The following is a 21,097-nucleotide window of genomic DNA, read 5'->3' as shown; positions in this document are numbered from 1 at the left end:
GAGAGCCGCCCCCGGTGATCCGGGAGCGGCTCCTGTCGTTCTCGCGTCGAGGACTACTCGGCGGCCGGGGTCTCCTCGGCGGCCGGAGCCTTCTTCTTCGCGGGGGCGCGCTTCTTCTTGGGGGCCGGAGCGGCCTCCTCCTCGGCGGGCGCCTCGGCGGCGGCGGGGGCCTCCTCGACGACGGCCTCCTCGACGGCCTCGGCAGCGGGCGCGTCGACCTCGTCGGTCGCGGCGTCGGTGTCGTCGGCGGTCTCGTCCGCGTCGTCGCCGGGCACGGCGGTGAACGCGGTCAGGTCGACGGCGTTGCCCTCGGTGTCGGTGACCTTCGCCTTGCCCAGGACGATGGCGAGCGCCTTGTTGCGGGCGACCTCGCCGACCATCTGGCCGATCTGGTTGTTCTCGGAGAGGATCTTGATGAACTCGTTCGGCTCCATGCCGTACTGCGCCGCGCCCTGGATCAGGTACTGCGTGAGCTCGTCCTGGCTGACCTGGACCTTCTCCTGCTCGACGACGTGGTCGAGGAGGATCTGGGTCTTGAAGGTCTTCTCGCTCGCCTCGGTGACCTCGGCGCGGTGCTCGGCGTCCTCGAGGCGGTTCTCGCCCTCGAGGTGGCGGTGCACCTCGTCCTCGACGAGCGCGGCGGGGACGGGGACCTCGACGAGGCCGAGGAGGGCCTCGACGAGCTTCTCGCGCGCCTGGCCGCCCTGACCGAAGGTCTTCTGCTGGGCGGCCTGCTCCTTGAGCGAGTCGCGCAGCTCGGCGATGGTGTCGAACTCGCTGGCGATCTGCGCGAAGTCGTCGTCGGCGTCGGGGAGCTCGCGCTCCTTGACGGCGGTGAGCGTCACGGCGATCTCGGCCTGCTGGCCGGCGTGGTCGCCACCGAGCAGCGGAGCGGTGAACGTGGTGCTCTCCCCCGCGGTGAGCGAGTCGAGCGCCTCGTCGATGCCCTCGATCAGCTCGCCCGAGCCGAGCTCGTAGGAGATGGCGTTGGCCGTGTCGACCTCGACGCCGTCGATGGTCGCGATGAGGTCGATCTGCGCGAAGTCGCCGGTCGTCGCGGGGCGGTCGACGGTGACGAGCGTGCCGAAGCGGCTGCGGAGCTTGTCGAGCTCGGCGTCGACGTCGGCGTCGGTCACCTCGGCCGCGTCGACCGTGAGCTCGAGGCCGTCGTAGGCCGGGACGGTGATCTCGGGGCGGACGTCGACCTCGATGGCGAGCTCGAGGTCGCCGGTGAAGTCCTTGTCGCTCGGCCAGGCGACGATGTCGGCCTGCGGGCGGCCCAGGGGGCGCACCTCGGTCTCGCGGACGGCCTCGCGGTAGAAGCCGTCGAGCCCCTCGTTGACGGCGTGCTCGAGGACGGCGGCCTTGCCGACCCGCTGGTCGACGATCGCCGGCGGGACCTTGCCCTTGCGGAAGCCGGGGACGTTGATCTGCTCGGCGATGTGGCCGTAGGCGTGGGTGATGCTGGGGCCGAGCTCGTCCGGGGTGACCGAAATCGCGAGCTTGACGCGGGTCGGGCTCAGCTTTTCTACCGTGGTCTTCACGTGAGGGGATCTCCTGTGCTGGTTGGTGTCGGCGCCGTGTGACCGGTCGTCACGGGTCGATGTCGTCACGATGAGTACTCGTGGTCGGGGCGACAGGATTCGAACCTGCGACCTCCCGCTCCCAAAGCGGGCGCTCTAGCCAAGCTGAGCTACGCCCCGGTTGCGCGGGCCGGTGCACCGTGCCGATGAGGACTCTCGTCGAGCCCTTCCTGCACGGTCACTGGCGCGACACGCCGAAATGGCCTTCGCAAGTGTACTGCACCGCACTCCTGCGGCCGGAACAGGCGCGCGGGGGCGGCTTCGCGGGTCGGCGTCGCCGCCGCTTCGCCTCGTGTACTACAGTGTCCTGGTGCCCGGTCGAGACGACGGGCCCCGCCCGAGAGGGCGGCCCGCGGCGGGTTCTCCGGACTGCCGATTTCGGGGCTGTAGCTTAGTGGTAAAGCCTCTGTCTTCCAAACAGATGATGCGAGTTCGATTCTCGTCAGCCCCTCCGATTCTTTCTTCCTTCTTGCCGGTCGAGTAGCCGCGCAGCGGCGTACCGAGATCCACCGTCCTCAGCAGGGGTGGATCTCGATGCGCCCTCTGCGAGGGCTGCTCGATCAGCGGACGGTGACGGCGACCGGGGCGCTCGATGCGGTGTTGCCCGCGGCGTCTGACGCCTTCGACACGACCTGGTGCTCGCCCTTGGGGAAGCCCTTGGTGGAGACGGTCAGCTTCCAGGTGCCGTCGGCCGCCTTCTTCGCCGTCCCGATCCGCGTGCTGCCCGTCCAGAAGACCAGGGACGTGGTGTCGGCGTCCGCGACCGCGACGAGGGTGACCGTTCCGACGACGGTGCTGCCCGCGGTCGGGCTGGTGACGCGCGAGGACGGTGCGGCCGTGTCTCGGGCCGGAGTCGGCGTCGGCGTGCGCGTCGGAGTCGGCGACGCAGTCGGAGTCGGAGTCGGAGTCGGGGACGCAGTAGCAGTCGGAGTCGGAGTCGCGGTTGCAGTCGGAGTCGCGGTTGCAGTCGGACTCGGGGTGGAGATCGGCGTCGCGGTCGCACTTGGCGTCGCGGTCGCACTCGGCGTCGCGGTCGCGGTCGCGGTCGCGGTCGCGGTCGGAGTCGCGGTCGCGGTCGGCGTCGGCGTCGGCGTCGGCGCAGCAGTCGCGGACGGAGACGGAGTCGGAGGGGTGGTCGGAGAGGCCGTCGGGGTGGGGGTCGCGGTCGGGGTCGCGGCGGGATCGGACGGTTCGGGGACGGCTGTCGGTGCCGGGGAGGCGCTGGGCGTCGGAACGCTCGACGGCGCAGCGGTCGGCGGCGCGGACGGCACGGGCGTCGACGTCGGCTCGGGCGCCGCCCAGTCGGGCACGGCCTCGGGTCCCCAGAGGAGGTCGGCGATCAGGGCCTGGCCGCGGGCGTTGGGGTGGAAGTAGTCGACGGTGGACACGATGTCGGGCGAGACGGTGGCGGCGGTGAAGGCGCCGTCGTCCCAGACGCAGCGGGAGCCGACGGCGGAGCAGGCCGCGGCGAGGGCGTCGTTGAACTGCCCGGTGCGCTGCGCGGCTGCGGTGACCGCCGCGGCGTAGGCGTCACCGGTCTGGACGACGTTGTCCGCCGTCGCCCCGCGGGTCGTGCGGCAGAGCCGGTTCGCCGGCCAGCCCGCCTCGGCCGGTCCCCCGCGCAGGCCGGCCCACTCGGAGGCGATGTCCGGCATCGAGCCGACCAGGACGGTCGCCTGGGGCCAGGTCGAGCCGATCTGGCGCAGCAGGCTCGACGCGGAGGCGCTGAAGGAGGCGGCGGGCGTCATCGCGTACCCGTCGGCAGCGCCGGTGAGGTCGGGGTGGCAGAGGTCGTTGCCGCCCACGAGGAGGGTCACGACGTCGGGGTCCGCGCCGGCCGCGGCGGCAGCGGTCACGGTCGACGCGACGGCGTTGATCCGGCTCCCCGACTTGGCGTAGTTCGCCGTGGTGACGACGCTGCCCGGGTTCACCTCCTGGAGGCGGGTGGCGATCGAGCGGACCGCACTCGCGGTCCCGGTCGACCAGGAGTTGACCGGGCAGTCGGCGCGGGTGCCGCAGCTCGAGGCGCCGCGGGTGATCGAGTCGCCGAAGGAGACGACCGACAGGGTGGGGGCCGGCTCGGCGGCCGCGGCGGGCACCGCGGCCGCGCCGGCGAGGAGGAGCACGATCAGGAGGAGGACGGACAGGGGGGAACGGCGGGCCGGGCGCGGGGGCATGACTCTGCTCTCGTGGGGCGACGTGGTGCCGCGGTCGGGGAGCGAGGCGGGGGCCACGGGCTCCGTCGACCGGGCGACCGGGGGGACGGGGAGGGGAACCGCCGGATCCGCCCGGAGAAGTGCCGCTCAGGGAGCCCGGCCACTCCGGCGGTGCCGGCTGCTCAGAGCCTGGCCGACGGTGCAGCACCGCGATACCGCCTCACGACCGGCCAGCTCCCCCCATAGGTGAGGCGCGGCACGGGTCGAATCCTTCGGTGCGTCCTGCACCGCTCCGACGAGGACCGCCGTGGTCCTCCGGGCGCCTGGCGGCGGCCCCTGCTGGTCACCGGACGGTGACGGTGACCGCGGCGCTCGTCGATGTGTTGCCCGCGCGATCAACCGGCTTGGCGGTGACCGGATGCGACCCCTTCGTGAATCCGGCCGTCGAGACCGTGAGCGTCCAGCTGCCGTCCGCGGCCTGCTTGGCGGCGCCGATGCGGGTCCTGCCGGTCCAGAAGACGAGGGACGCGGTGTCCGGGTCGGACACGGCGACCAGAGTGACGGTTCCCACGACGGTGCTGCCCGCGGCCGGGCTGGTGATGCGCGCGACGGGGGCGGTCGTGTCGCGGACCGGAGTCGGCGTCGGAGAGGGGGAGGGTGTGCGAGTCGGCGTCGCCGACGGCGTGCTGGTCGACGTCGGCGTCGCGGACGGCGTGCGTGTCGGCGTCGGCGACGGCGTCGGCGTCGGCGTGCGAGTCGGCGTGGGGGTCGCGGTCGGCGTCCGGGTCGGCGTCGGCGTGCTGCTCGGTGGCGGAGTCGCCGTGGGTGCGGTCGTCGCCGGAGGAGTCGTTGTCGCCGCCGGCGACGGAGCCGGAGTGGACGAGGGAGTCGGAGTCGGCACCGGCGTCGGCGTCGGCGTCGGCGTCGCGGAGGGAGTCGGCGCGGGCGTGGCAGGCGACGACGCGGAGGGAGTCGGCTGCGGAGTCGGCGCGGAGGTGGTGCCGGGGTCCGCGGGCGCTGCGGCCGTGGGAGTGGTCTCCGGAACCGGCGTGCCCGTCGGAGCAGGGCCGCCGCCCGGCTCGGGAGTCGGGGTCGCCGTCGGCTCGGACGTCGGCGTCGCCGTCGGCTCGGGAGTCGGGATCACGGTCGGCTCAGGAGTCGACGTTGCGGTCGGCTCCTGAGTCGTCGTCGGGAGCGGCGTGGGCGCCGGAGCGGCGAAGCGCGCGGCCCACGCCGGGACCCGCTCGGGACCCCAGAGCACGTCCGCGATCAGAGCTTGACCGCGCACGTTCGGGTGGAACCAGTCCAGGGTCGACACGATGTCGGGGGTGAGCGGCGTCGCGTTGAAGGCGCTGCCGTCCCAGACGCACCGCGGTCCGACCGCCGCGCACGCCGACGCCAGCGCGTCGTCGTACTGCACGGTGCGCTGCGCCGCCGCCGCGACCGAGGCGGTCTGGGCCGCGCCGGTGAGAATGCCTCCGGTGTCCGTGACTCCGCGGGTCGTCCGGCACAGCTTGCTCGCCACCCACACGGGCTCGGCCGGTCCCCCGCGCAGTCCCGCCCACTCCGACGCGACGTCCGGAACCGAGCCGAGCAGGATCGTCGCGGTCGGCCAGGTGCGGCCGATCTGCTGCAGCAGGCTCGAGGCGGAGGTCGAGAACGCCGCGGCGGTCGTCATGGTGTAGCCGTCGGCCGCCGGGTAGAGGTCGCCGTGGCAGAGGTCGTTGCCGCCGATCATGAGGGTCACCACGTCGGGGGACGCGCCCTCCGCCGCCGCCGTCGTGACCATCGCCGCGACGCCCCGGATCCTGCTGCCGGACTTCGAGTAGTTGGCCGTGCGGACCGTGCTGCTCGGAGCAGTCTCCTGGAGACGGGTGGCGATCGAGCGGACGGCGGTCGCCGAGCCGGTCGACCAGGAGTTGATCGGGCAGTCGGCCTTCGTCGTGCAGCTCGCTCTCCCCTGGCTGAGGGAGTCGCCGAGCGCGAGGACGGTGATCGTCGCGGGCTCGGCCGCGGCGACCGGGACGGCGGCGGTCGTGAGGAGCAGCAGCGCGGCCGCGACGGCGACGATGCCGCGGAGCGGGCGGCGGTTCGGTCGCACGCGCATGACGGTGCCTTCATGGAGCGTCGGTGCGCAGGCACGGGGCCGGGCTGCGCCGGACGTGGTCCGCTGCGGAGCGGAGCAGGACGAGGGACTCGACCCGGGACGAGCATGGCGTGGCGGCGGTCGACTGGCAAGACCACGCACCTGCCCGAGAGCGAGCGGCTCCCGTTCGCGGGGACACCTCCGGCTCGCGGAAGCGCGGTGCTTCGGCGAGCCGGAGGTGGTGTCACGAGCCGGAGCGGCTCGGAGGTCGGATCAGCGGACCGTGACGGCGACGGGGGCACTCGTCCCCGTGTTGCCCGAGCGGTCGGTCGCGGTGGCGACGAGATCGTGCTCGCCCTTCGGGAAGCCCCTGGTCGACACGGTCAGCGTCCAGCCGCCGTTCGCCGCGTGCTTCGCCGAACCGAGGCGGCGACCCTCGCTCGAGAAGACGAGCGAGGCGGTGTCGTCGTCGGAGACGGCGGCCAGGGCGACGTTCCCCGAGACCGAATCGCCGGCGAGCGGGCCGGTGATGCGCACTGTCGGCGCGGTCGTGTCCTTCGTACCGGCGAGGCCTCGGCTCGGGGTCGTGCTCGGAGTGTTGACGGGCGACGGAGCGCGGGTCGCTGCGGGTGCCGGGGTCGCCGGCCGCGCAGGAGTCACGGCCTTCGTCGCTCGGCGCGCCGGGGCCGGAGCAGCCTTCGGCGCGGGGGTGGTCTTCGACGACGGGACGGGAGTCGTCACCGGGGCGGGAGTCGTCACCGGAGCGTCGGTGACCGCCGGCGCCGGCAGGGGGACCGGAGCGCCCTGGGTGAGCCGCGCGGCCCAGGCGGGGACGGCCTCGGGACCCCAGAGCACCCTCGCGATCAGGGCCTGGCCCTGGACGTTCGGGTGGAAGGAGTCGACGCTCGAGACGATCTCGGGGCTGATCTCCGTGCGACTGAGGGCGCCTCCGTCCCAGACGCAGTGCGGGCCCTCGGCCGCGCACGCCGAGGCGAGGGCGTCGTCGTACTGCCGCGTGCGCTCGGCCGCGGCCGCCACGGTGGAGGTGAAGGCGTCACCGGTCTGGACGACGTTGTCGGCGAGGGCCCCGCGCGTCGTCCGGCACAGCTTGGCCGACGGCCAGGTCCTCGCGCCCGCGCCGGTCTGCACCGCGGCCCACTCGGACGCCACGTCCGGGACCGACCCGACGAGGACTGTCGCCTCTGGCCAGGCGGACCTGATCCGCTGCAGCGCACTCGTCGCGGACGCGGCGAACGCGTCGGCGGGCGTCATCGCGTAGCCGTCGGCGGCGGCCCGGAGATCGGGGTGGCAGAGGTCGTTGCCGCCGATGAGCAGCGTCACGACGTCGGGCCGGGCCCCGGCGGTCGCCGCGGCGGACACCGCCGAGGCGACTCCCGCGATCCGGCTGCCCGACTTGGCGTAGTTCGTCGACGTGACGGTACGCCCCGGGTTCAGCTCCTGGAGGCGGGTGGCGACCGAGTGCACCGCGGGTGCGGAGCCGGTGGCCCAGGAGTTGACGGGGCAGTCGCCCCGGCCTCCGCAGGTGGTGGCGGCGCGGGTGATCGAGTCGCCGAACGAGGCAACCGAGAGCGCGGGGGCCTCGGCGGCGGTGGCGGACGGGGCGGCTGCTCCTCCGGCGAGGAGCAGTGCCGCGAGAGCGACGGTGGACAGGCGGGAACGGAGGGACATGGCTCTTCTCAAGGACGGTGACGAAGGAGGGCGGAGCACGGTCGTTCGACCGTCGGCTCCAGCGGTCGACCGACCGCGGAGAGGTCAGCGGACGACGCCGGGTGAACCTCGTGGTGAAAGGTATTTCCGCTCCTCCGCCGGCCGCCAACTTGTGGCACGGATCGACTCGACTGGCATTCATTGAGCAGTTGTCGGTCTTTGATCACCTGGCGCACATCGACGACGGGTGCACATCCTCGACCACTCGGCGCACTCCGATCCGGTGCGCCTCCCCTGAGCTAGCGGACGCCGACGGGGGTCTGCTGGAGGTCCGCCGGAGACGGGCTCCCCTCGGACGGCTGCGCTCCGGCCGGACGGCCGAGCGTCACGCGCTCGGTCACGTTCTCGCGCATGCCGACCCGGGTCCTCGAGTCGTCAGGGGCGCCACTGGTCGAATCGGCGATGCCGATCTCGTCGAGCGTCGGGAGGTCCGCCGGAGCCGGAGCCGGAGCGCCCGCGGAGTGCGGGACCGCCCACGCGGGAACCGCCTCCGGGCCCCACAGGACGCTCGCGACCAGCGCCTGACCGGCGACGTTCGGGTGGAAGTAGTCGACCGTCGAGAGGACGTCCTTCGTGATGGGCGTCCTGGTGAGAGCACCGCCGTCCCAGACGCACTGGGGGCCCGCTGCGGAGCAGGCCGCGGCCAGAGCCTCGTTGTACCGATCCGTGCGCTCCTCGGCTGCGGCGACCGCCGCCTCGAAGGCGGCCCCCCTCTGGACGTGGTTGTCGGCCTTGGCCCCGCGCGTGGTCCGGCAGATGCTGAACAGTCCCCAGATCAGCTTGCCCGGTGTGCCCTGGACGACCTCCCACTCGGACCCGATGTCCGGCACCGATCCGAGCAGCACGGTCGCCCGGGGCCAGGCCGAGCTGATCTGCCGGAGCAGACTCGACGCCGACGCGGAGAAGTCCGCGGCGGGCGTCATCGCGTAGCCGTCCGGCCCGGCCGGGACGTCGGGGCTGCAGAGGTCGTTGCCGCCGATGAGGAGCGTGACCACATCCGGAGCGGCCCCGGCCGCCTGCGCCGCTGTGACCGCCGCGGAGACCTCGGCGATGCGGCTGCCGGACTTCGCGCGGTTGTCGGTCGTGACCGTGCGCTGCGGAGACACCTCCTGGAGGCGGGTCGCGATGGAGCGGACCTCGGGCGCGGATCCGGTCGACCAGGAGTTGACCGGGCAGTCGTCCTCCGTGCCGCAGGTCGCGGCGCCTCGGGTGATGGAATCGCCGAAGGCGACGACGGACAGCTCGGACGGTGTCGCGGCGGCGGCGGGCGCGATCACCCCTCCCGCGAGCACGGCCGCGGCGAGGCCGAGGACGATCAGGGGGGAACGGCGGGGTCGGTGCGGGGACACGATTCTCCTCGGGAAGAGTGGGACGGAGTCAGAGGTGTCCGATCGATCGGCGAGCCGTCGATCCGAGGGCGGCGACCGCGCACCGGAGTGCCGCGGCGGAACCTGTTCCCGAACGGTAGTGACGCTCACCCCAGAGGCGGGAACTTCTGGCGCCGATCAGTCCCCTGGCGCTCCCTGACCGCCTCAGTCGGTCCCGGCGCCGGCCGCTCCCCGGTGCAGATCGGACAGGGCGAGGTAGGACGCGGCGTTGCGGCGGATCCCGTCCCGCTCCTGCTCGGACAGCTCGCGGCGCACCTTCGCCGGAACGCCCGCGACGAGGGAGCCCGGCGGCACGACGGTGCCCTCGAGCACCACGGCGCCGGCGGCGACGAGCGACCCGGAGCCGATCACCGCCCCGTTCAGGACGGTCGCGTTCATCCCGACGAGCACGTCGGACTCGAGGGTGCAGCCGTGCAGCACGGCGTTGTGCCCGACCGAGACACCCGAGCCGAGGCTCGCGTCGAACCCCTCGTCCACGTGCACGATCACCCCGTCCTGCAGGTTGCTGCCGCGGCCGATCCGGATGTGCGCCTTCTCCGCGCGGAGGACGGCGCCATACCAGACGCTCGACTCCTCCTCCAGCTCCACCGCTCCGACGAGGGTCGCTCCCGGGGCCACCCAGGCCGAGTCCGCGACGACCGGTGATCCGCCCGGAAGAGCGATCAATCGGGCGTCCGGGTGTGCTCCTGGTGCCATGCGATCGGTCCTCCTCCTCGGCGGACTCCGCGGTCGCCGGATCCCAGTGTCGCAGGGGCGTCGGGCACCGCCCGGGCGGCGATCCTGGCCGGTCGTCGGACCCTGATCACGATCTGTCCCCGTCCGGGGCACGCGCGGAGGAGGCGGCACGACCTAGGCTGACCCCGGTCCGGGGGGATTTCCGTGACCGACGGAACAAGGGGACGGCAATGCGACGACGTACCGCACGGGCGACGATCATGGGAGCGCTCGCAGCCCTCCTCCTGGTGCCGATGGTGGCCACCGCGCCCGGCAGCTCGGCGAGCGCCGCCGCCGACACGGTGAAGCCGGTGGTGAGCATCACCGCTCCCGTGAGCGGATCGACGGTCGCGGGGACGATCTCCCTCGCGGCGACCGCGACGGACGCGGTCGGGACCACCCAGCTCTCGTTCTGGGAGGGCACCCGCCGTCTGGGCTACGCCACCATGCAGGCGGGCGTCTGGACGCTGCCGCTCGACACGCGGACGCTGGCCGAGGGCTCGCACGTCTTCGTGGCCAAGGGCAAGGACGCGGCAGGGAACATCGGCAACAGTGCCGCCACGCGCGTCACCGTGCAGAACACCGGCTCGACCCCCGTTCCGACGACGAGTCCCTCCCCCACGCAGACCCCGGTCCCGTCGGCGACGCCCACCGCGACGACCACCCCCTCGCCGACCGCGAGCCCGACGACCGCGCCGAGCCCCAGCGCCACGCCGACCGCCACGGGCTCGCCGAAGCCGGACACGACGAAGCCGACCGCGCGCATCACCTCGCCCGCCACGGGGAGCACCGTCCCGCGGACCGTGACGCTCGTCGCCACCGCGTCGGACGACATCGGAGTCACCGCTCTCTCCTTCTGGTCCGGCTCCACCCGGGTCGGGAACGCCGTGCAGCAGGCCTCCGGGGACTGGTCGCTCACCACCTCGAGCCTCGCCGTGACCTCGCACGTGATCATCGCCAAGGCCCGCGACGCCGCCGGCAACATCGGCAGCAGCGGCTCGATCGCGCTGACCGTCTCGGCCACGGCACCGACGACGCCGCCGACCGCGACTCCGACGCCCACCGCGACCCCGACGCCCACCGCGACCCCGACGAGGACCCCGACGCCCACGGCGACCCCGACCGCCACCGCGACACCGACGGCGACCCCCACGGCCACCCCGACCGCGACGCCGACCCCCACGGCGACGCCCACCACTCCCCCCACCGTGCCCGGCGTCCCGGCGCCGCTCGCGCAGTGGGACTTCACCCAGTCCGCCGCGCCGTACTACTCCACCGCGAACGACCTGCCCCTGCTCCAGGCGGGCAAGACCAAGGCCACGACCACCTCGACGCCGTGGGGCTCCGGGATCTCGATGACCGGGACGAGCTTCCTCCGGGTGCCGCTGGAGTCGGCGGGCCGCCTGACGATCGGCGCCACGGGCAACGCGGTCACCGTCGCGAGCTGGGTCTACATGACCGACGACAGCACCGGCTACGTCGCGGGCGCCTGGAACGAGCACGGCGAGCGCGCGGGCCGCTCCTACGGCCTCTTCTACGACCTCGGCCTCTACGGCGGAGACGAGCGATCGGCCTTCCACGTCTCGCGCACCGGCGGGCCGACTCCCGGCTACCCGTACTCCCGCGACTACTCGGCCTCGGGCAATAAGTTCACCCGGTACACCTGGCAGCTGCACGTCGGCACCTACGACGGGACCTACGCGGTCTCCTACCTGGACGGCACCTCCGTCGCCTACCCGCGCTTCGTCGACAACAAGGGCGCGACCTACGCGAAGAACCCCTACCTCTTCACCGAGGGCCTGAACCCGAACGCCGGCGACTTCACGGTCGGCGCGGTCGAGCTCACCTCCGGCCCCGGCAACTACGCGAAGGGCACCTTCGCGAAGATCCGGGTCTGGGACACGGCCCTCACCGCCGACCAGGTCAAGGCGCTCTACGACACGGAGCGCACGGCGCTGAAGTAGGCGCGGGGGCTGTCTCTTCCGCGTCGGAGGCCCATGCTGATCGAGCAGCCCGCCCAGCGGGCGTATCGAGATCCACCGGCGTCAGAACCTGAGGCTGCAGATCCGGCTTGCTGAGGACGAGGGGTCTCGATACGCCCCTTCGGGGCTACTCGACCAGCATGGAAAAGCCGCCGCATCTTCCCTCAGCAGCGAGACGCGACGCGACTGCTGGGCCGGCTCAGCGGGCGGCGCGCAGCCAGGCGAGGACCGCGAGCACGCGGCGGTGGTCCGAGCCGGAGTCCTCGAGTCCGAGCTTCTGGAAGATCGAGGTGACGTTCTTCTCGACCGCGCCGACGCCGATGAAGAGCGCGGCGGCGATGCCGGCGTTCGTGCGCCCCTCGGCCATCGCCTCGAGCACCTCGCGCTCGCGCGGGGTCAGGAGCGCCAGCGGGTCGCGGTTGCGCTGGAGCAGCGACGCGACGACCTGCGGATCGAGCACCGTCCCGCCCGCAGCGACGCGCTCGACGGCGTCGCGCAGCTCCTCCACCGAGGCGACGCGGTCCTTGAGCAGGTAGCCCATACCACCCTCGCCCGAGCCGAGCAGCTCGTGCGCGTAGGTCACCTCGACGTACTGGCTGAGCAGGAGCACGGCGATACGGGGATGCAGGCGCCGGAGGTCGAGTGCCGCGCGAACGCCCTCGTCGCGGAAGGTCGGCGGCATGCGGACGTCGAGCACGGCCACGTCCACCGAGAACGGCTCCGCAGCGACGGCCGCGAGCAGCCCCTCGGCGTCGCCGTGGGCTCCGACGACGGAGAAGCCGGCATCCTCGAACAGTCGGACCAGGCCCTCGCGCAGGAGGACGGAGTCCTCGGCGAGGGCGACGCGGATCGGTGAGGCGGGCGGCACGCCCTCAGGATAGGGCGGGCGGCGGTGCGGGCAGGAACGGCACGTGCACACCCACCGTGCTCGGGCCGCCCGGGGGCGAATCGACGGTGAACAGCCCGCGCAGCCCGCTGACGCGCCCGGCGACCCCCTCGAGCCCGTGACCCGGCAGGGGCGAGGCGCCGCCGACGCCGTCGTCGACGACCCAGACGTCAAGCCAGCGCTCCGGTCCGCCCGTCCCCCGCACGTCGAGATGCACGCGGATCGAGCGGGCCGACGCGTGCTTCGACGCGTTCGCGAGCAGCTCCGCGACGACGAAGTAGACGCTGCGCTCGACCTCGGGCGGCACCTCCGCCACCGGATGCTCGACCAGCACCTCGACGGGCACCGGGCTCAGGACCGCCAGCGAGTGCACCGCAGCGGTGAAGCCCCGGTCCTGCAGGATCGGCGGCGCGACTCCCCGGGAGAGCGCGCGCAGCTCGTCGAGCGCCGAGCGGACGTGCTCACGCGCCTCGTCGATCAGCGCCGCCGCGAAGTCGGGATCGGAGCGCACCCGGTTGAGAGCGGATCCGAGGTCCATCTGCACCCGGATCAGCCGCTGCTGCGGACCGTCGTGGATGTCGCGCTCGAGCCGGCGCAGCGCCCGGTCCTCGGCGGCGACCGCCGCGCCGCGGGAGACGCTGAGCTCCGCGACCTCGCGCTGCAGCGCCTCCGAGCCCCAGGGCCCGAGCAGCAGCCGATCGACCAGGAATCGCGCGAGGGTGAGCCCGCGGGTGACGAACGGCAGCGTCGCGAGGAACAGGACGACGAGCGCGGCATCGGCCAGCACCAGGAAGGCCGTGGGCGGCCCGGGAACGCCGAGGACGGCGCTCGACTGCCCGGCGACGAACCGGACGATCGCCGAGGAGTCGCCGGCGAGCAGCGCCGTCAGCGAGCCGAGGCCGGCCCAGCTCCAGAGCCCGAGGACCGCGGCGAAGACGAGCGCGAGCAGTGGCGCCACGACGAGCGTGTGCAGCAGCGCGAGCCAGTAGTGCCCGTCGACGACCGGGCCGTAGAGGGCGAAGGTGGCGGGCGCGACCGAGGCGGGCGGGCGGCGCCACTGCGGCTCGTCGATCCGAGGGCGGCCGGCGAGCCGGTCGAGCGCTCGGGTCGCCCGACCGAAGCCCCGGGCGGTGTGCAGCGCCAGCGGGAGGAAGACCGCGCCGATCAGCACGCCGATCAGGCCGAGGCCCAGGGCGAGGGCGACTCCGGTGGCGAACGCACCCGCCAGTGCCAGCGGCACGGCGACCACGAGCGACAGGGCCTCGCGGGGCAGCTCGCGCCAGAGCCGGAGGTAGGCGGCGGAGGCCTCACCGAGGGCGGTCGGCGCTGCAGGCACGCGAGCCTCCTCCCACGGTCCTCGCGGGCGCGCGGACATCCTCTCGAGGGTACCGGCGACCCTTCGCGGCAGCGCGGGGGCTGACCCCCTGTTCCGCCTCGGAAGCGCACCGCCCGTGCCGGGCCGGCACAGGCCAGGCTCCCCTTCTCCCGCCTTAGCCGAGCCTGCACTTCCTTGCGAGCACTGGGCTGCGGCGTAGTGTTGACGATCAGTCACCCCCTCTCGAAAGGAACAGACGATGTCCACTGCATCCGTCACGTCGCTCACCTCGTCGAACCCGGATGTCGCATCCGGAGTCGCCCAGTTCCTCAGCCCGGTCGTCATCGAGATGACCGCCCTGGCCGTCAACAGCAAGCAGGCGCACTGGCACGTGCGCGGCGCCAACTTCATCGGCGTGCACGAGCTGCTCGACGTCGTCGTCGGCCACGCGATCGAGTGGGCCGACCTGGCCGCCGAGCGCGTCGTCGCCCTCGGCCTCCCCGTCGACGCCCGCATCCAGACCGTCGCGTCGGCCACGCAGACCGCCCCGCTCACCCCGGGCTTCCAGCGCTCCGAGAACGCCATCGTCGAGGTCATCGGTCTGATGGACGTCGCGATCACCACGGTCAACACCGCGATCGCCGAGCTCGCCGACATCGACGCGAGCAGCCAGGACGTCGCGATCGAGATCGGCCGCGGCCTCGAGAAGGACCGCTGGTTCCTCTTCGCGCACGTCAGCGAGAGCTGAGCACGCGCCTCCCACGCCGCGACGGCCCGTCGGATCCTCGGATCCGGCGGGCCGTCCGTCGTTCCGGACCCGGTCAGACCTCGTGCGTCACGCGTCCGGCGAGCAGCGTCGCGGCGACGGGCATCGAGCGCAGCTGCTCGCCGTCGGAGGCGAGCGGGTCGCGCTCGACGACGACCAGGTCGGCGGCGTCTCCCCCCTGCGGAGCGAGCCGCCGGGTCCGCGTGGACGCGACGAGCGCCTCCGCGATCGTGACCCGCTGCTCCGGGTGCCACGGCTCGTCGCCGTCCCGGGCGCGGGAGACGGCGGCGGCGATCGCCACCCAGGGGTCGAGCGGTGCGACCGGCGCGTCCGAGCCGAGCACGACCGTCGCTCCGGAGTCGATCAGCGAGCGCAGCGCGAAGGCCCGGCCGGTGCGTCCGGCCCAGTAGCGGTCGGCGACCTCCCGGTCGTCCAGCGCGTGCGCCGGCTGCACTCCCGCGACGACGCCGAGCCGGGCGAAGCGGGGCAGGTCGGCGTCGGAGAGCAGCTGCGCGTGCTCGATCCGGCCGCCGCCGACCTTGGCCAGCGCGTCGAGCGCGACCGTCGCGGCCGCGTCGCCGATCGCGTGCACCGTCGGCCGGATGCCCGCCGCGGCCGCCCGGGCGAGCAGCTCGTCGAGCTCGACGGGGTCCACGGTGAGGACGCCGCGGCCCTCGTGCCCGGCGTACGGATGCACGCAGTACGCGGTCCGGGTGTTCAGCGAGCCGTCGACGAGCACCTTGAGTGGTCCCATCCGCAGCAGCCCTGCACCGCCCGCGATCTCGTCCCCGGTGCGCAGGCCCTCCGCGATCGCCCGGTCGAGGTGGTCGCGGTACACGCCGATGTCGACGCGCAGCGAGCGGGTGCCGCGGGCGATCCGCCGCGTCCAGTCCCCCGCGTTCCAGCGCATCTCGAGGTCGACGACGCCGACGACGCCGCGGGCGGCCGCACGGCGCGCCGCCTCGTCGGCCAGCTCGTCGAGCTCGTCGTCGCTCAGCGCACCGAGCGCCGTGACCAGGCGGAAGCAGGGCTCCTCGCGGAGGATGTCGTCCTGCGGCGCGAAGCCGTAGCGGCGCAGCGCGGCGGAGTTGACCCAGGCGCAGTGCAGGTCGCCGCTGACGAGCACCACCGGTCGCTCCGGCGCCACCGCGTCGAGCAGCGCGGTCGTCGGCAGGTCGGGCCAGAGCCCGTCGCGGAAGCCGAAGCCGACGAGGGTCGCGGGCGAGTCCGGTGCGAGAGCGAGCCGCGCGCGGACCGCCGTCACCGTCTCCGCCGCCGACCGCGCCGTCGAGACGTCCAGGCGGGGAGCGGTCATCGACCACTGGGAGAAGTGCACGTGCTCGTCCCAGAGCCCGGGCAGTAGCCAGCGGCCGTCGAGGTCGCGCACCTCGGCGTCGCCCGAACGGGTGGCGTCGAGAGCGCCGTCCGGAGCGATCTCCTCGATGCGGCCGTCGCGCAGCAGCACCGACACCGGCTCGTCGCGGCCGAGGAGCCGCGCGGTGCGCAGGAGCAGGCTCGGGGTCACGGGGTCCTCTCGGTCGTCGCTCATCACGAGCGATTCAGGCGGTCACGACTGGCACACCGGGCACCAGTAGAGCTTGCGCGCGCCGATCTCCTCGAGCAGGACGTTCGTGCCGCAGACCCGGCAGGGCAGTCCCTCGCGCTTGTAGACGTAGTTGCGCTCGGCCCGGCTGCGCACGGCGGCGGAGCGCTGCGTCTTCGTCAGTCCCCGGCGCGTGATCATCATCCCGGTCCGGATGCCGTCCTCGAGCAGGAGCGCCCAGTCGGCCCAGAGCTCGCGTGCGAGCTCGAGCGGCACCAGCTTGCCGGGCGTGTGCGGGTCGAGGCCGGCGCGGTAGAGCAGCTCGGCGCGGTAGATGTTGCCGATGCCGCTGACGACCGACTGGTCCATCAGCACGAGCCCCACCGGCGTGGCCGTCTTGCGCAGCCGGTTCACGAAGCGGTCGCGCGCCTCGTCGGAGTCGTCCGCCGCGGGATCGGGACCGAGCCGGGCGAGCAGCGCCTCCACCTGCGAGTCGTCCATCACCTCGCAGGCCGTCGGGCCGCGCAGGTCGGCGACCGTCTCCTCCGTCTGGATGCGCACGCGCACGGCGCCGATCGGCGGCGGCGGGAACTCCTCGAGGTCGCTGTCGGTCTCGTGCTCGGTCTCGGAGAGCCGGACGGCCCGGCGGCGGCGCGGCGCGCCGATGCTGCTGCCGGCCTTGCCGTCATCGAACAGCGGCGAGACGTGACCGAGGAAGTCCCAGGCGCCGTAGAGGCCGAGGTGCACGTGCAGCGTCGCGTCGCCCTCGAAGCGCAGCAGCAGGTGCTTGCCGACCGCAGTCGACTCGAGGACGGTGCGGCCGTCCAGCAGCGCGGCGCCCTCGGTGAAGCGGCCCTGCGGGCTGCTCGTCGCGACGGCGTGGCCGACGATGTCGCGCTCGAACTGCAGCGCGATGCGGTGGACGGAGTGGCCCTCGGGCACCTAGCGGCCGCTCGCGGCGGAGTCGACCGTGCGGCCGGCGATGTCGCCCGTGGTCTCGTACTCCGCGAGCTGCGCGATGCGGCGCATGTGGCGCTCCTCGAAGGAGAACGGCTCGGCGACGAAGGCGTCGATGAAGTCGGTCGCCTCCTCGACCGAGTGCTGGCGGGCGCCGATCGAGATCACGTTGGCGTCGTTGTGCTGCCGGGCGAGCACCGCGGTGCTGAGGCTCCAGACCAGCGCGGCGCGGACGCCCGCGACCTTGTTGGCCGCGATCTGCTCGCCGTTGCCGGAGCCGCCGAAGACGATGCCGAGCGCCTCGACGCCGGCCTCCTGGTCGCGCACGACCGCGGCGGCCGCGTTGATGCAGAACGCGGGGTAGTCGTCGAGCGGGTCGTACGAGGTGGGGCCGTGGTCGACCACGTCGTGGCCGGCGGCACCGAGGTGCTCGATCAGGTGCCGGCTGAAGTCCAGCCCGGCGTGGTCCGTTGCGATGTGGATGCGCACGTGCTCGTCCTCCGGAAAGCCGTTCGTGGCCCGTGGATCCGGGGCCGGGAGTCAGGGTACCGCTCGCGCGGCGGCCCGGTCCTCAGGAGAGGACCGGGTCGCCCGCGCGGACCGCGGCTCAGTCGAAGATCGGGTCGCGGGTGCGCGAGCGCTTGAGCTCGAAGAAGCCGTCGTACGAGGCCACGGCGACGAGGCCGTCCCAGAGCGAGAGCGCCTGCTCGCCGCGCGGGATGGGCGAGATGACCGGCCCGAAGAAGGCGATGTCGCCGATCGCGATGACCGGGGTGCCGACGTCCTGGCCGACCCGGCCGATGCCGTCGAAGTGCGAGGCGCGCATCGGCTCGTCGTACTCGTCCGTGTCGGCGAAGGCGGCGAGGTTCGCGTCGAGGCCGACCTCGGCGAGCGACTCGGCGATGATCGCGTCGACGTCCGTGCGGCCGCCGGGGTGGATCCGCGTGCCGAGCGCGTCGTAGAGCGGCTTGACCTTGTCCTGCCCCTCACGCTCGCCCACGGCGGCGACGAGGCGCGTGTAGCGCAGGGCGCGCGGGAAGAACGCGCGGTAGTCGTCGCTCACGTCCTGGTCCTCGTTGAGCACGGCGAGGCTCATGATGTGCCAGGTGACGTCGAGGTCGCGCCCCTCCGTCACCTCGTCCACGAAGCGGGAGGTCATCCAGGCCCACGGGCAGGAGGGATCGAACCAGAAGTCAACGGCGGTCATGAGGCAACGCTACGCCTCTCAGCGCCTCTCGGGTGCGCGGGTGCGGAGCGGCCCTAGGGTGGATCGGTGGCGCCCGCACCCCGGCGCCGAAGCCGCAGCGCCGAGACGAACGGATGGAGCACCCTGTGCCTGGAGACAACCTCACCCGGAGCGAAGCGCAGGAGCGCGCCTCGCTGATCCAGGTCGACGCCTACGACGTCGCCCTCGACCTCACGCGGGGGGCCGAGACCTTCCGCAGCACCACGACCGTGCGCTTCACGGCGACGGAGGGGGCGTCCTCCTTCATCGACGCGATCACGAAGACCGTGCACTCGGTCACGCTGAACGGCGTCGAGCTCGACCCGGCCGACGTCGCCGACGGCGTGCGCATCCGCCTCGACTCGCTGGCGGCCGAGAACGTGCTGCGCGTCGACGCCGACGCGCTGTACACGAACACGGGCGAGGGCCTGCACCGCTTCGTCGACCCGGTCGACGGCGAGGTCTACCTGTACTCGCAGTTCGAGGTTCCCGACTCGCGCCGCGTCTTCGCGGTGTTCGAGCAGCCCGACCTCAAAGCCGCCTTCTCCTTCACGGTGACCGCGCCCGCCGCCTGGCAGGTCGTCTCCAACCAGCCGACCCCCGAGCCGGTCCCGGCCGGCGACGGCGTCGCGACCTGGAGCTTCGAGCCGACCCCGCGGATCTCCTCGTACATCACCGCGCTCATCGCCGGCCCCTACGTCGTCGAGACCGACTCGCTGGTCTCCTCCGACGGCCGCACCGTGCCGCTCGGCGTCTTCGCCCGTGCCTCGCTCGCGCCGTTCCTCGACGCGGACTACGTCTTCGAGAAGACCAAGCAGGGCTTCGCCTTCTACGAGGAGAAGTTCGGGGTGCCGTACCCGTTCGCGAAGTACGACCAGCTCTTCGTCCCCGAGTTCAACGCCGGCGCGATGGAGAACGCGGGAGCGGTCACCTTCACCGAGACCTACGTCTTCCGCTCCAAGGTGACCGACGCGGTCAAGGAGCGCCGGGTCGTCACGATCCTGCACGAGCTCGCGCACATGTGGTTCGGCGACCTGGTGACCATGAAGTGGTGGAACGACCTCTGGCTGAACGAGTCGTTCGCCGAGTACGCCTCCACCCTCGCGACCGCCGAGGCGACCGAGTGGACCGAGGCCTGGACCACCTTCGCCGCGATGGAGAAGAGCTGGGCCTACCGCCAGGACCAGCTGCCCTCGACGCACCCGATCGTCGCGACGATCAACGATCTCGAGGACGTCCAGGTCAACTTCGACGGCATCACCTACGCCAAGGGCGCCTCCGTGCTCAAGCAGCTGGTGGCCTGGGTCGGCGAGAAGGAGTTCCTCGCCGGCGTGCACGAGTACTTCGTGAAGCACGCGTTCTCGAACACCGAGCTGCGCGACCTGCTGGTCGAGCTGGAGGCGACCAGTGGCCGCGACCTGTCCGAGTGGTCGGCGCAGTGGCTCGAGACGGCCGGCGTGAACACACTCCGCCCCGAGATCGTGGTCGACGAGGAGGGCGCCATCGCCTCGTTCGCGATCCTGCAGAGCGCGGTCGCCGACTACCCGACCATCCGCCCGCACCGCCTCGCGATCGGCCTCTACGACTTCGAGGGCGACCGCCTCGTGCGCATCGACCGCCTCGAGCTCGACGTGGACGGCGAGCGCACCGAGGTGCCCGAGCTGATAGGCCGCACCCGCCCCGCGCTGGTGCTGCTCAACGACGACGACCTCGCCTACGCGAAGATCCGGCTGGACGACGCCTCGCTCGCCGTCGCGATCGAGCACCTCGCGAGCATCAGCAGCCCGCTCGCGCGCTCGCTGGTCTGGGGCTCGGTCTGGGATGCGACCCGCGACGCCGAGTCGGCGCCGCGCGACTTCGTCCGCCTCGTGCTCGGCAACATCGCGAACGAGACGGAGTCGACGACGCTGCGCACGGTCCTCGGCCAGCTGGTCAGCACCGCCTCGCAGTACGTCGCGCCGGAGCACCGCGACGAGGTCCTCGCGGAGGTGGGCGACCGGCTGTGGACGCTCGCGCAGGGCGCCGAGGCCGGCAGCGACGCGCAGTTCCAGTTCGTGAAGGTGCTCGCCGCCGTCGCCACGACGCCCGCCCACCTGGACGCGGTGCAGGCGCTGCGCGACGGGACCACGACGCTGCCGGGGCTCGAGATCGACACCGACCTCTCCTGGGAGCTCCTCATCGCTCTCGTGGCCGGCGGGCGAGCGGACGCCTCGGACATCGACGCGGCCCTCGCTGCCGACAACACCGCGACGGGAGCGCAGTCCGCGGCGAACGCCCGCGCGGCGATCCCGACGGCGGAGGCCAAGCGCGCGGCCTGGGACTCGGTGACGCTCGACGACTCGGCGCCGAACACCATCGTGCGTGCGACGGGGCTCGGCTTCCAGCACACCAGCGACCCCGCCGTCCTCGAGGCGATGGTGCCGGTGTACTTCGACGCCCTCCGCTCACTGTGGGACGCGAAGAGCTACAAGATCGCCGAGTACCTCGTCGTCGGCTTCTACCCGGCGGCGACGCCGACGCCCGCGATCGTCGACGCCACCCGCGCGTGGCTCGACGCGAACCCCGATGTGCCGGCGCTGCGCCGCCTCGTCATCGAGAACCTGGCCGGCGTCGAGCGCGCCCTGCGCGCGCAGGAGCGCGACGCAGCGCTCTGAGCGCGACAGCCCTGCTGATCGAGTAGCGCGCGCAGCGCGCGTATCGAGATCCCCCGCCACCAGGAGGAGCGGGTCTCGATACGCCGCTGCGCGGCTACTCGACCAGCATGCGGG

15 protein-coding genes and 2 tRNA genes are annotated in these 21,097 nt (G+C 73.1%); 4 read left to right on the top strand and 13 right to left on the bottom strand.

Features of this window, described 5'->3' with window-relative positions:
• Window positions 1-53: 53 nt before the first annotated feature.
• Together tig and EDF35_RS09820 are read right to left on the bottom strand one after the other, a co-directional pair.
• Complete coding sequence (gene tig / locus EDF35_RS09825) at window positions 54-1,544, bottom strand: trigger factor (protein WP_123732268.1); 1,491 nt, start codon at window positions 1,542-1,544, stop codon at window positions 54-56.
• 81 nt (window positions 1,545-1,625) lie between these two features.
• Window positions 1,626-1,703, bottom strand: a tRNA-Pro gene (locus tag EDF35_RS09820).
• A 260-nt stretch (window positions 1,704-1,963) separates the two neighbouring features.
• On the opposite strand from EDF35_RS09820, the gene EDF35_RS09815 reads away from it, so the two are divergent.
• A tRNA-Gly gene (locus EDF35_RS09815) sits at window positions 1,964-2,034 on the top strand.
• Between the two features lie 109 nt (window positions 2,035-2,143).
• Here EDF35_RS09815 and EDF35_RS09810 read toward each other — a convergent pair.
• From EDF35_RS09810 to EDF35_RS09790, 5 genes are all read right to left on the bottom strand, one after another.
• Window positions 2,144-3,760 carry a GDSL-type esterase/lipase family protein gene (locus EDF35_RS09810; RefSeq protein WP_133962192.1) on the bottom strand — a complete coding sequence of 539 codons (1,617 nt, stop codon included), beginning with the start codon at window positions 3,758-3,760 and terminating at the stop codon, window positions 2,144-2,146.
• 322 nt (window positions 3,761-4,082) lie between these two features.
• Window positions 4,083-5,846, bottom strand: a complete 1,764-nt coding sequence (locus tag EDF35_RS21395; protein WP_133962190.1) for an SGNH/GDSL hydrolase family protein — start codon at window positions 5,844-5,846, stop codon at window positions 4,083-4,085.
• 252 nt (window positions 5,847-6,098) lie between these two features.
• Window positions 6,099-7,514 (bottom strand): GDSL-type esterase/lipase family protein, encoded by a 1,416-nt coding sequence (locus EDF35_RS09800; RefSeq protein WP_133962188.1) that lies wholly within the window; start codon window positions 7,512-7,514, stop codon window positions 6,099-6,101.
• 278 nt (window positions 7,515-7,792) lie between these two features.
• Window positions 7,793-8,902 carry a GDSL-type esterase/lipase family protein gene (locus EDF35_RS09795; protein ID WP_166674064.1) on the bottom strand — a complete coding sequence of 370 codons (1,110 nt, stop codon included), beginning with the start codon at window positions 8,900-8,902 and terminating at the stop codon, window positions 7,793-7,795.
• Between the two features lie 183 nt (window positions 8,903-9,085).
• On the bottom strand, window positions 9,086-9,637 hold the full coding sequence (locus EDF35_RS09790) for a gamma carbonic anhydrase family protein (protein WP_123732263.1): 552 nt from the start codon (window positions 9,635-9,637) through the stop codon (window positions 9,086-9,088).
• A gap of 209 nt (window positions 9,638-9,846) precedes the next feature.
• On the opposite strand from EDF35_RS09790, the gene EDF35_RS20800 reads away from it, so the two are divergent.
• Complete coding sequence (locus EDF35_RS20800; protein WP_166674063.1) at window positions 9,847-11,619, top strand: Ig-like domain-containing protein; 1,773 nt, start codon at window positions 9,847-9,849, stop codon at window positions 11,617-11,619.
• Between the two features lie 217 nt (window positions 11,620-11,836).
• Here EDF35_RS20800 and EDF35_RS09770 read toward each other — a convergent pair whose 3' ends face one another.
• A complete protein-coding gene (locus EDF35_RS09770; protein WP_133962183.1) occupies window positions 11,837-12,505 on the bottom strand; it encodes a response regulator transcription factor in 669 nt (222 codons plus the stop codon).
• A gap of 4 nt (window positions 12,506-12,509) precedes the next feature.
• Window positions 12,510-13,859, bottom strand: a complete 1,350-nt coding sequence (locus EDF35_RS09765) for a sensor domain-containing protein (RefSeq protein ID WP_166674062.1) — start codon at window positions 13,857-13,859, stop codon at window positions 12,510-12,512.
• Window positions 13,860-14,097: 238 nt separating this feature from the next.
• On the opposite strand from EDF35_RS09765, the gene EDF35_RS09760 reads away from it, so the two are divergent.
• On the top strand, window positions 14,098-14,586 hold the full coding sequence (locus tag EDF35_RS09760) for a DNA starvation/stationary phase protection protein (RefSeq protein ID WP_123703478.1): 489 nt from the start codon (window positions 14,098-14,100) through the stop codon (window positions 14,584-14,586).
• A 73-nt stretch (window positions 14,587-14,659) separates the two neighbouring features.
• Here EDF35_RS09760 and EDF35_RS09755 read toward each other — a convergent pair whose 3' ends face one another.
• From EDF35_RS09755 to EDF35_RS09740, 4 genes are all read right to left on the bottom strand, one after another.
• Window positions 14,660-16,153 carry an amidohydrolase family protein gene (locus EDF35_RS09755; RefSeq protein WP_133962179.1) on the bottom strand — a complete coding sequence of 498 codons (1,494 nt, stop codon included), beginning with the start codon at window positions 16,151-16,153 and terminating at the stop codon, window positions 14,660-14,662.
• Between the two features lie 18 nt (window positions 16,154-16,171).
• Window positions 16,172-17,089 carry a DNA-formamidopyrimidine glycosylase family protein gene (locus EDF35_RS09750; RefSeq protein WP_123703475.1) on the bottom strand — a complete coding sequence of 306 codons (918 nt, stop codon included), beginning with the start codon at window positions 17,087-17,089 and terminating at the stop codon, window positions 16,172-16,174.
• Window positions 17,090-17,593, bottom strand: a complete 504-nt coding sequence (locus tag EDF35_RS09745; RefSeq protein ID WP_133962177.1) for a ribose-5-phosphate isomerase — start codon at window positions 17,591-17,593, stop codon at window positions 17,090-17,092.
• Between the two features lie 118 nt (window positions 17,594-17,711).
• The gene (locus EDF35_RS09740) at window positions 17,712-18,311 is read right to left on the bottom strand and encodes a DsbA family protein (protein WP_123703471.1); all 600 of its coding nucleotides are present in this window, start codon (window positions 18,309-18,311) and stop codon (window positions 17,712-17,714) included.
• A 125-nt stretch (window positions 18,312-18,436) separates the two neighbouring features.
• Between EDF35_RS09740 and pepN the strand changes: the two genes are divergently transcribed.
• A complete protein-coding gene (pepN, locus tag EDF35_RS09735) occupies window positions 18,437-20,983 on the top strand; it encodes an aminopeptidase N (protein ID WP_133962175.1) in 2,547 nt (848 codons plus the stop codon).
• The last annotated feature ends 114 nt before the right edge of the window (window positions 20,984-21,097 follow it).

It is taken from the genome of Rathayibacter sp. PhB151 (genome assembly GCF_004366415.1).
Classification (GTDB): Bacteria; Actinomycetota; Actinomycetes; order Actinomycetales; family Microbacteriaceae; genus Rathayibacter; species Rathayibacter festucae.
The sequence above is the reverse complement of the archived record's forward strand: the minus strand, read 5'-3'. Positions and strand labels throughout refer to the sequence as shown.